We start from the raw sequence: 10,694 nt of genomic DNA, 5'->3' as shown, positions 1-10,694 counted from the left end.
TGTCCAAAGCCTGGGCAATCTCACCGATACTCTTCTCATCTTTGGCAATGGAAAGTGAATCTTCCAACCGCTTTATGGCATCACGCACCTTGTATTTTTCCAACACTTCTCGATATGCTTCTTCCACGGTTATTGAACCTTTGGCTCTGGGGAATATGCCTATATTTTCATCAATATATACGGTTATCTCATCACCGTCCTCCACATGCATGACCGCTTGGACTGGTCCTTTTTTGGAAAAAGTAAGCCATGTGGAGTAATCCTCTGAATCGTCGGTAAAAACATGTTCGAGGGAAAAAAACTCTTTTCCCTTTTCAAGGTAGCAGGAATCCAGAAAATAAAACTCACTCTCAACACGTCCAATCCAATATACCCACTGTGGTTCCTCCGTCAGTGAACGGTCCACATGCACCGTTATTTTCACGGGGGCTTTATCGTCCGCCAATAATGGGGATATACAAAAGAAGACACTTAAGCCGGCTAAAATAAAGAATTTAATCATATTCATTAATTGTTATAAATGTATCGTTTCACTCCCGTCCAATAGAGAACAATCTCTGGTTCCATATTATTAAAACTCACAAAACGCAAACAACACAAATTTACGAATATTCCGCAAATAAAGCAAATTCCTTTAAGAAAAGAGAGTTAAATAAGACTAATAGACTGTAAAATCCTGAATAATAGGCGCTATAGCTCCCTCATCCCATGCATGGAAGGTATGAATACTATCTACTGAAAATCTCATTGTAATACTCCAGATGCTCCTTCAATGGTGATTTTCCATATAAATTAATAATGTATCCCTCCTTATTGAGGAAAATATATCTTGGGATTAAGCCGATTTTCAGATAATCGATAAGAGGGGAAGTAGAATTATCGATTATCCTGAACTGCAGTTCCGTTATCCCTAACTCCTCAGAAGCAGAAATCCAATTATTTCTATCAAGGTCTATGGAGACATAAATATATGCCACATCGTTCCCTGACAAGAAACTCTTTATTTCTCCTGACTTTTTGATATCACTTATACAGGGGACGCACCAACTCGCCCAGAAATCCAGAATGATCTGTTTACCCTTATACTTTTCAAATAGGGTCTGAAAAGTCAGTGATTCTACAAACTTTCGCTCAAAATCCTTTTCATTGGAAGGAAAAACCTTTCGAGAAGCGAAATATCTTCGGTAATGATATCGGCACGTCCCTGCATATGGGGAAGATAAGGTAATTCCTTTTTATAGGTAGTTGTCAGTCTGTCCGGAAGTATTATATCAATGGTGTAATAGATTGTTTATGAGGGATTCTCTCACCTCCCTGGCGTCATTAAGAACGTCAAGGTCGGTGGGATACTTTACCTCCACCTCACAACAGGTGGCGTCTATCTTGAGACTGCCCGAATGAAGGTTCCCCTGTTCATCTATAAAGCTGTCATCCTCTTTCTCCTTCTCCTCCTTGCCCGTATCACCCGCGGGATGGCTGGTACCCGTACCATCTTCCCTTCCGCTGTCACCCCCGTCACGTTTCTTTTTCGCCTCCTCTTCACGGCGTTTCTCTTCTTCCATCAAGGTCAGGGTCAGATTGTTGAACGTCTCGACGTCAATCCGTTTCCGGATATACACGAACAGGCTCGAATCGAAAATAGGCTTGCTTGTAAATTCCTCAAGACCAACAAATTATTACATGTAGGGGTTCTCGGATATGATTTGAACGGTCTCCTCGTCGGACAGGTTCATCTTGTGCTTGATGATCAGTGCTCCCACGACTATACGGGCAGGCTTGTTGCCGCCGCCACAGTGCTTGTCGTCGAGGCACTTGTTGTACACGCGCTCTATCTCGCCCCTGGACATCGATTCAGCCAGTTTGTACCACCTGTTGGACCGGTAAAGCGACTTCTCCAGCGTGGTCGAGAATAAATCAAGACGATACTGCTTTCCTTGAGAACTGTATTTCATATTGTAGTCGTTTTGACCATAAATTTACTGTTTTTCATCCAAATCCACAACAAAAAATAGGGTTATTTTTCTTAAAATCAACTGTTTGTGCGGATTCGGTGAACCCTAGATATCTAATAATAAACCCATTGACTCGTATCCCCTGTTTCATATCGCTCCGATTTCAAATCCAAAATTTATAATAGGTCGCATTGCGGATAATCATATTTTTATATGTAACTTTGAATATTCTTTTTTACGTATGCAATTCAAAATTACTGATTATTGCTGTCCTTAGCGACCCGTAAAGAAATAGTTCATCTTAAGTAATCAATTAAATTATACCTAATATGTCACTTGCCATCGTTATTCCTTATTATAACATAGAATATTTTAATAAGACCCTGTCGTCTCTGAGTTGTCAGACCGATAAGAGATTTAAAGTTTATATCGGCAATAACAATAGCCCCAACAGCCCAAGAAAATTAATAGAAAGTTATGCTGATAAGTTAGATATCGTGTACAAGGAATTTAAGAATGAAAGGAATCCTATTACCCTAGGGGAACAATTTTTCCAATGTGTGAAGATGATATCCGACGAAGAATGGTTCTTAATATTAGGCGATGATGATATTTTGGGACCAGATGTCATATCTGATTTCTACCGACATCTCCCGCAAATAAATGATAACCGGATAAATGTAATCAAATATTCAAGTATACTCATTAATCAATATGGAGATCCTTTTTCAAAAGCATATCAGTATGGACAAATAGAGAATTCGACGGATCTATACCTAAAAAAAATCACGAACAGAGGCCGGTCATCTTTAAGTGAACATATATTCAGAACTAATCAGTTTGTTAAACATAAAATATCATACTACCCTTTAGCATGGCATACCGATGATATGATGATTTTATTATATTCAGATTTTGATAAGGTTTATTGTATCTCTGACTCAACTGTTATGATAAGAGTTTCCGGTAAAAATATATCGGGTTGGGTGGATAAATATTCAAAAGAAAAAGTAGAAGCTTCAATTATTTTTTATTCTGAACTGATAACTCAACATCGTGAAAAATTTAATTTTGAAGATTTAAAGATTCTCTATCATAATTTGCTAAGGTGCTCATTGAATATTTTTAATCATACAGATATTTTTGAGAAGATAAAAATTGGGATAGACTTGTTCGGCCTGGAATATATAAACCACATCATTTCAAGCATAAAATATCCTATAAAATTCAACTTGCTCGAAGATGAAATAAAAGAATATGCTGACAACTCTTACATAAACACATTTTGCTTATATGGCAATGGTAGCCATCAAAAAGAGTTCTCTCGAAAAAGGGAGTTTAAGGTCTCATGGATTAAGTCAGATTCTCCTATACATAAAATTAGCCAAGAGCATTTAAACTCAATATTGTCCCGTTCAATTAAAAATGAAGATGACCTTATAATTATTTGTTTTGACAGCTATCATTTTAAGACTGATTATTCCAAATATGAATTGTTCAAGTATGTTCTTATGGCCTATTTTTATAAAGCTGACATCTTATTTCTTCACGGAGAAAAAATAGATTTCATGTGTGAAATACAAGACAGATTGTGCTGGGCAAATAATGTGCAAGAATCAAATTTCATCATACTATATAAAAAGTTCTTCAATAAATTATCGAGTATAAACTACTCTCCTTTAAATAATTTCTCCGAGATCATTTCACCCTTATCTCCTGATAAATTTCTGATAAATCAGTCTGAGTGCCCCTAATTTGCGTTTAACTGGAGTCTGAGAGTTCACTGGTTATTCTTATTCCATGGGAATGTATTTACATAATCTGTAAGTTGTTCCTTATCCATCTTACAGACACGAACAAATTCCTTTAAACCATGTATTTCTCGCATGCCATTATCAAAGCAGGAGTTTATTCCTCTGGGGTGATACAAATGATATAAAGGCCCGTCAATCCAGCTAATAGTTTCTTCAAGAATTTCAAATCTCTTTAATCTTTCTGTATCTTCCAATCCCCAACCATAAAAATTCTCATTATCTCCCCCCAGTTCAAGATATTTCTTCTTATTGGCAACAAATGTTCCTCCTGAAGAAGTACGACCGAGCCTGGTAAAGATTTCCACTTGACCCTGGTCATCCAGGACCGAAATGATATCAGCTCGTGCACTTCGACTTTGTTCCGGATTTAAAAAGTAGAAACACCCATCAAAGGGATAGCATAAGGTAACACCCCCTTTAATCATTTCCACAGCATTAATAATTTGGCTGGTGTGTATAATAATATCGGCGTCCCACATGCTCACGATATCGGTTTCCGCCACCCGTAACAATCTATTTACATAACGGGTTTTATGAAAAATCGGATCTTTGCTTTCTACAAAAATATATTTCACTTTTTCAGAGCAGTCTGCCCAATTATATCGTTGTTCGCTATCAGCTTCCAAAACAATAATAGAAGCATCAGTATTAGTAGATAAGTAAGACAATACAGTATCCAAGTTTTCTTTCCGTTCAATAGAATCAATGCGAACGGGTATTACAAAAGTCAGTTCGGCTGTTATATCCATGGTTTCAATAATTTTAAAGACTGAATTCCCATTAATTCATAATGATCCTCTACACCACAACCACCTTCCATCATTTTCTGTAAGCAAAGAGTTATTAACCTGTTTACCTTGAAATTAAAAACATCCAGTTTTTGAAATCTGCAGAGCAGGAAATAGACATCATTGCATTCAGAAGTTTTATTCGTTTTCATAAGAAGTTCTGATATCCAATCAATCAGGTAAATAAGATATTCTTTCAATTTTAAGGTTGTCATACTTTCATCATTTCCGGCTTTATTCCTTAAACGGCAATAGAGATAGTACCCCACTCCACAGACTCCTTTACCAATATCCAGAGAGTCTATCGGCCGGCCATCAATGATACTTCTTACCACAGCATCAATCTCTGATAGAATTTCATCACTGTCTCCTTCTGCAAAACCTTTATTTATGATGTATTCAAAACCGCACCCAATCCCCAATAGTCCATTTGCAAAATCAAAAGCAATATTGTGAGTAAGACTGTTATACACCTCATCTATCATATTATTTGCCTCTATTTCACACATCTTGTTTTTTGTCAGTCCTGAAAGATGAAAAAAAGCAATAGCCATCTCCATCTTACCATCCCATAAACCCAACCCGAGGTTAGAGTTGTTTTTCTTCATCAACCATTCAGCATACCACTGTAAAAAAGAAAGGTCTTTTATCATTTTGTTCTCCATATTATTTCTGGTTACTCAATATTTTCTTGACCGGCATAAAGAACCGCTCCATCAACCTCAGATCGTCGGTAATGATATCGGCTATTCCCTGCATTTGCCGGGAAAGAGGCAGTGCTTTACCATAATTGGTCTTCATACCCTCCGGAAAATCTACTTCCACCACATAGAATCCTTCAGGAGTAGGAACACTCGAAATACTGATTATTTTCCCTGTCAGGTATCCGAATTCCTGATCAGGAAAGTTATTGATACGCACATTCACCCGCTGTCCTTCTTTTACCTTTCCCGCACCCTGTACCGGCAACATCGCTTTTCCTTTGGGTTTATCCTGTCCTATCGGCACAACGGTAAAGACCGTTTCGCCCGCAGTAACATTCTGGTTGTTGCTCCATATCCCCATCTGGTTGACGACACCGCTGATAGGGCTTGCCATCAGATAATCCTGTTCCCATGCCTTGATCTGGGCATTTAACGCCTCTGTGGCATTATGCAACGATAACCTATATTTGCTTTCTAATTCCGCTGCCTGTTGCTGCAAATCGAGCAGAACTCCCTCCCCCTGTATAAGTACCAGTTCCGATTGCTTTAACGAGGCATTAAAGGAGAGGTAGGCCTGTTTTCTCTGCAGGAAATTATTTCTTGACAGTTCGTACTCATTCCTTGAGATGGCATTTTTCGTAAAGAGTACGGAATCACGGTTAAAGATACTCTCTGAAGTCCGGTACTGTTCTTCAACTACCGGTGCTTGTTCTCCTGTCCGGAGAAAAAACTCTTTTTGCGTTGCCAACTGCTCTTTTTGTGAATCAATTTTTTTCGGATAATAATTCAGGGACTTATAATTCCTGTAATCATTCAGGCTGTTCAAAAATGCGGCATAGACATTTTGGATACTCCCCAGACCGACAGATTGGGATGGAAACAGTACGGGAGTTTTCGTCAAATCGTAATCAGAAGCTTTCCACCCCTCTATGCTTTTCAAGAGAGAAAGCATGTCAGCCGTATTGGCCGGGTTGCGAATTACGGCCAACGGCTCTCCCCGCAACACCCTCTGACCATTCCCGACATAAATAGTGTCAATTTTTCCCGTAAAACGGGCAACTACGCTGGCCGGAGGCTCCAGAGAGGTAACCGTAATTTCGGCCTGTATCACATCGGGATATTTAAAGAACCAGCTACCGGCCAACAATAAGAGAACAATGATAAAAAGCACTGTAATACCCCGGCGAAGTATCCAGGGCGGTACACGGCTCATCACTTCCTGTACCTCTTCGCTCCTGAGTTCAATAGGTTTGTATTTCTTTTCCTCTTTTTCCATATCCTGCTATTCATTTTCCCAATTCTAACTGATTTTTTACCAGTTCGTAATACTTTCCCTTCAATTCAGTGAGTTCATCATGTGTACCCTCTTCCGCCACTTTCCCTCCGTCCAGCACCACTATCTTGTCGGCATTTCTGACTGTACTTAGCCTATGGGCTACTACCACCACTGTTTTTCCTTGATAGAACTCATTCAGATGTTCCATAATTTCTTTCTCATTATTTGCATCCAACGCATTGGTAGCTTCATCGAAAAAGATAAACTCAGGATTCTTATACACGGCACGAGCAATCAGCATCCGTTGCCGCTGCCCCTGACTGATGCCGCTGCCTTCCATTCCTATCTTGGTGTTATAACCCAACGGCAAGGAATCGATAAAGTCGCGGATATTGGCAACCGTTACGGCATGACGCAGCTTCTCTATATCAATAAAGTCATCTCCCACCGCTATATTCTCTGCGATGGTTTCTGAAAAGATAAATCCATCCTGCATCACCGATCCGGATTTGCTGCGCCACAGTTGGGGGTTGATCACGCTTAACGGGGTTTCTCCTACTTTTATATTACCTTTATTCGGTTCATAGAAACCGAGCAACAGTTTTATAAGGGTAGTCTTACCACTGCCGCTGGCCCCAACCACAGCGGTCACTTTCTCCTGCGGTATGGTCAGGTTGATATTGTCCAGCACATAGTCACGATCGGCACCGTCATAACTGAACGACAGGTTTTCAATGGTAATATCTCTTTTATCCGGAAGGATCGTCAATTTATTTTGAATAGTCTCTTCTTCATCTTCCTTTCCATGCACTTCATTCAACCGTTCAAGGCTGATTTGTGCATCCTGGAACGAACGGGCAAAACCGATAAATTGCTCCACCGGTGAGGAAAGTTGACCAATGATATAGGTGAGGGCCATCATCATCCCCAGTGTCATTTGCCCATCTACAACCGCCTTGGCGGCTATGAAAGAGATAATGATACTGGTGGTCTGGTTGAAGAATACTGAACCGACCTGTTGTATTTGGCCCAAAGCCATTCCCTTAACACTTATTTTAAACAGTTTCACCTGGATGCGTTCCCACTGCCACCGTTTCTGTTTCTCACAATTATTGAGCTTGATCTCCTGCATCCCCGTGATAAGCTGGATGACATTGCTCTGTTCTCCGGCCGACTGGGCAAACCTTTTGTGGTCCAGTTCCCGGCGATATCTCATAAAGGAGAGTATCCACAGCACATATAATGTATTTCCCACAAGGAATATTCCCAGGATAACCAGATTGTAATAGGCCAACACGAAAGCGAATATGAAGAAATTGACAAACGAGAAAAGCGTGCTGATGGAACTGCCGGTGAGGAAAGCTTCAATACGGCCATGGTCACCAATACGCTGCATGATATCACCCGTGTTTTTTGTATCAAAATAACGGAGGGGTAATTTCATCAGTTTTGCCAGGAAATCGGATATCAGGGCTATGTTTATCCGGGTATTCATATGGAGCACTATCCAACTACGTATGAACTCTACAGAGAGCCGGGCCACAAAAATAACCAGTTGGGCAATCAATACCAGGGTAATGAAACTGAGGTTTCCGTCACGGATACCGGTATCGACCAGTGACTGGGTAAGAAACGGGAAAATCAGTTGGAGGACACTTACTACCAACATTCCCATTACCAATTGTATGAGTTGGCTTTTGTAAGGTGTCAGGTATCGAACGAAATAGCGAAGGCTCCGATTTTTATTTTCCTTTTCATCCACAAGGTCGAAAAACTCCGGTCCGGGTTGCAGGAGCAAGACCGCTCCCTTGTCTTCTTCCTCCCTTTTCGTGCTCAGCCAACACTTTTTGAAATCCACTTCATCATATACCACCAATCCCAAAGCCGGATCGGACACATACACACGGTGCCCGGCTTTCCTGTCTTTCCTGATATCATATACCACCACAAAATGGTTCTGTTTCCAGTGTACAATACAGGGCATAGGCGCCTCATCCACCAATTGATCAAATGAAATCATTACTCCCGACGTACGGAATCCGATATGTTCCGCGGCATCGCTTATCCCCAGCATGGAAACACCCGCACGGGTTATAAACGACTGTTCACGTAAGGTCTGGAGACTGTAGTGCTTCCCGTAATATTTGGAGATCATACGCAAACAGGAGGGGCCACAATCCATAGCATCAAGTTGGATATATGAAGGAAATGAATTTCTCATCATAGCGATTGGATCAGTTCTTTGTACTTCTGTTTCATGTAACGGATATGATATTTTTCCTCATATATCTTTTTACTATGGAAACTTAAACTATCGCATAGATCAGGAGAATCTAATAATTCAAGAATGGCATTTGCCAGATTATTCCGGTATTCCATCTTCCGTTTCCTGTTTCCAATCCTTGCAATCCGGGCATTGACATTATTCTGAAACATATTTTTTAAGCCTAATCCATCCGATGCTATAATCGGCAAACCAAGCATCATCATTTCAACCCCGACAAAACCAAATTGCTCATAGTAAGAAGGGATAATCCCCAGATCAGCGATGGATATCCACTTGTAGATACTCTTTCTATCCAACAAACCGGTAAAAGTTATTGAAGATGCCAACGGTGAAGCGGCGTTTATCAGTTCCCTGAAAGATTGTTCGTTGGCATCACCGATAATTACAAGCCTTACATTCTGTTTGATTTTTAGGACCAATTTCATTGCCTCTATCAAGTCAAATATACCTTTCTGCCGGGTTGGCCGCCCAATTGTTATGAGAATCTTTTCATTGTGCTTTATATTGAGTGAATTTCCTACCTCTTCCGAGTTTCTCTCTTTTATTACTATTCCCGACTTTTTCAATCCATTTGGAATCAAAGAAATCTTATCCTTCTCTAATCTATAGATCAATCGAAGAACATCATAAGAGTCCTGTGACAAACAAATAGTCCGATCTGCCAATTGATACATCTCTTTCTCTTCTTCATAATAATTGATAATAAAATTCTCTTTTGTATTCTTGTCTGTATAGGAAGATTTATTTCTCACTAAATTTCTGAACTCTTTCAAGTTCCCCATAAGAGGATTTGTCCATCCGAAATCATGTATCGTGAATACAATTTTAGAGAGTGGAAATATATTCCTTAAAGACTTTATAAAATCACGGCAGGGAGAATGATTTAAAAAGAAAATATTCTCGGGATTATCTTTAATATACAATCTTAAAAACTTATCGATTACTTTTACTTGGGACAAAAAATTGCCTTTAAGAGGAGGAAAAAGCATCTTAGAGATATTTTTCTCTTTCACAATACTAAATTCTTCCGTATTGGCATTAAAGACAATCAGGCAGATATTGTAATCAGAGGTGTCTAAACAGCACAATAATTGCTGAAGATATGTGCCAATTCCATTCTTTCGGGAACTGGTGTATTCATCGAAAATATAGATATTTCTCATTTAGCAAATATGTTTTTCAATAATTTTCCTGCTAATCCACCTTTTAATCCCAATGGATAAGATGTTATTTTCTCAGACAAATCACCTGATTCAACAGAAACAAAGTCAATAAGTGTTACATTATAATTTTTTATCGTTCCGGAAAGATAGAATTGCTTATAGACATCCAACAATAAATATAATACCTCACTTCCTTCTTGAACCTTTAACTGTGTACAGACGTCATATAGATCAGACAAATACCCATCATCGAATGGTAATTTTGTATTTTGATTGATAGCCCCCTGTAAATGATATATCACATAATGCAATAAACCTTCAAAGCCCGTATCTAATGAAAAATCGGTAATTCTTTTGGGGTCAGTTTCCATTATTTTCTGATCAATTTCCTCACAAATATCCACGCTCTCTCCCTCTACGAATCCGTGCTGTATAAGGTATTCTATACCCCAGCCAATACCCGGAAGTCCGGTATCAAATGAGCAGGCCAAATTTTTATGTACATTTTCCATGATATTATCCAGAAGACAGGATGCTACATCAAAATATATATCACTTTCCTTATCTCTGGAATACTCGGACATTGCCAACGCAATTCCCATCCGACCGTGGAAAAGACCAATATCCGAAGTAAAACATGCACTTAGCATCAGATGATGTATTATTCTATCGGTGACACCAAAATTCAATTCCATCATATCAATATGTCT

Annotated in this window: 10 protein-coding genes and 1 pseudogene; 1 reads left to right on the top strand and 10 read right to left on the bottom strand. The window is 39.4% G+C overall.

The window, feature by feature from the left end; translation table 11 throughout:
* The 4 genes and pseudogenes from VB073_RS17015 to VB073_RS17000 form a co-directional block, all read right to left on the bottom strand.
* Positions 1-502: pseudogene (locus VB073_RS17015) on the bottom strand (hypothetical protein); the annotation flags it as partial.
* 226 nt (positions 503-728) lie between these two features.
* Positions 729-1,112, bottom strand: a complete 384-nt coding sequence (locus VB073_RS17010; protein WP_323405384.1) for a TlpA disulfide reductase family protein — start codon at positions 1,110-1,112, stop codon at positions 729-731.
* A gap of 159 nt (positions 1,113-1,271) precedes the next feature.
* On the bottom strand, positions 1,272-1,562 hold the full coding sequence (locus tag VB073_RS17005) for a hypothetical protein (RefSeq protein WP_323405383.1): 291 nt from the start codon (positions 1,560-1,562) through the stop codon (positions 1,272-1,274).
* 114 nt (positions 1,563-1,676) lie between these two features.
* Positions 1,677-1,952 carry a hypothetical protein gene (locus VB073_RS17000; protein WP_323405382.1) on the bottom strand — a complete coding sequence of 92 codons (276 nt, stop codon included), beginning with the start codon at positions 1,950-1,952 and terminating at the stop codon, positions 1,677-1,679.
* 329 nt (positions 1,953-2,281) lie between these two features.
* Here VB073_RS17000 and VB073_RS16995 point away from each other — a divergent pair, with 329 nt between their 5' ends.
* Positions 2,282-3,706 (top strand): glycosyltransferase family A protein, encoded by a 1,425-nt coding sequence (locus VB073_RS16995; protein ID WP_323405381.1) that lies wholly within the window; start codon positions 2,282-2,284, stop codon positions 3,704-3,706.
* Positions 3,707-3,732: 26 nt separating this feature from the next.
* On the opposite strand, the gene VB073_RS16990 is transcribed toward VB073_RS16995, so the two are convergent.
* The 6 genes from VB073_RS16990 to VB073_RS16965 all read right to left on the bottom strand — a co-directional run.
* Positions 3,733-4,515, bottom strand: a complete 783-nt coding sequence (locus tag VB073_RS16990) for a galactosyltransferase-related protein (protein WP_323405380.1) — start codon at positions 4,513-4,515, stop codon at positions 3,733-3,735.
* Positions 4,506-5,219 carry a hypothetical protein gene (locus VB073_RS16985; protein ID WP_323405379.1) on the bottom strand — a complete coding sequence of 238 codons (714 nt, stop codon included), beginning with the start codon at positions 5,217-5,219 and terminating at the stop codon, positions 4,506-4,508. The genes VB073_RS16990 and VB073_RS16985 overlap by 10 nt, the downstream gene beginning before the upstream one ends.
* A 1-nt stretch (position 5,220) precedes the next feature.
* Positions 5,221-6,534, bottom strand: coding sequence for an HlyD family secretion protein (locus VB073_RS16980; RefSeq protein ID WP_323405378.1), 1,314 nt, complete (start codon positions 6,532-6,534; stop codon positions 5,221-5,223).
* A gap of 10 nt (positions 6,535-6,544) precedes the next feature.
* A complete protein-coding gene (locus tag VB073_RS16975) occupies positions 6,545-8,758 on the bottom strand; it encodes a peptidase domain-containing ABC transporter (RefSeq protein ID WP_323405377.1) in 2,214 nt (737 codons plus the stop codon).
* Positions 8,755-9,984 (bottom strand): glycosyltransferase, encoded by a 1,230-nt coding sequence (locus tag VB073_RS16970; RefSeq protein ID WP_323405376.1) that lies wholly within the window; start codon positions 9,982-9,984, stop codon positions 8,755-8,757. The genes VB073_RS16975 and VB073_RS16970 overlap by 4 nt, the downstream gene beginning before the upstream one ends.
* The coding region (locus VB073_RS16965; RefSeq protein WP_323405375.1) for a hypothetical protein at positions 9,981-10,694 on the bottom strand (714 nt) is incomplete at its 5' end. The genes VB073_RS16965 and VB073_RS16970, both read right to left, overlap by 4 nt.

Source organism: Proteiniphilum sp. (genome assembly GCF_034927365.1).
In the GTDB taxonomy this organism is placed as follows: domain Bacteria; phylum Bacteroidota; class Bacteroidia; order Bacteroidales; family Dysgonomonadaceae; genus Proteiniphilum.
The sequence above is the reverse complement of the archived record's forward strand: the minus strand, read 5'-3'. Positions and strand labels throughout refer to the sequence as shown.

What these genes read in the sequence shown, in the direction of transcription:
- VB073_RS17005 (WP_323405383.1), bottom strand. Translation starts at nt 1,562, where the DNA reads ATGGAAGAAGAGAAACGCCGTGAAGAGGAGGCGAAAAAGAAACGTGAC.
- VB073_RS17000 (WP_323405382.1), bottom strand. Translation starts at nt 1,952, where the DNA reads ATGAAATACAGTTCTCAAGGAAAGCAGTATCGTCTTGATTTATTCTCG.
- VB073_RS16995 (WP_323405381.1), top strand. Translation starts at nt 2,282, where the DNA reads ATGTCACTTGCCATCGTTATTCCTTATTATAACATAGAATATTTTAAT.
- VB073_RS16990 (WP_323405380.1), bottom strand. Translation starts at nt 4,515, where the DNA reads ATGGATATAACAGCCGAACTGACTTTTGTAATACCCGTTCGCATTGAT.
- VB073_RS16985 (WP_323405379.1), bottom strand. Translation starts at nt 5,219, where the DNA reads ATGGAGAACAAAATGATAAAAGACCTTTCTTTTTTACAGTGGTATGCT.
- VB073_RS16980 (WP_323405378.1), bottom strand. Translation starts at nt 6,534, where the DNA reads ATGGAAAAAGAGGAAAAGAAATACAAACCTATTGAACTCAGGAGCGAA.
- VB073_RS16975 (WP_323405377.1), bottom strand. Translation starts at nt 8,758, where the DNA reads ATGATGAGAAATTCATTTCCTTCATATATCCAACTTGATGCTATGGAT.
- VB073_RS16970 (WP_323405376.1), bottom strand. Translation starts at nt 9,984, where the DNA reads ATGAGAAATATCTATATTTTCGATGAATACACCAGTTCCCGAAAGAAT.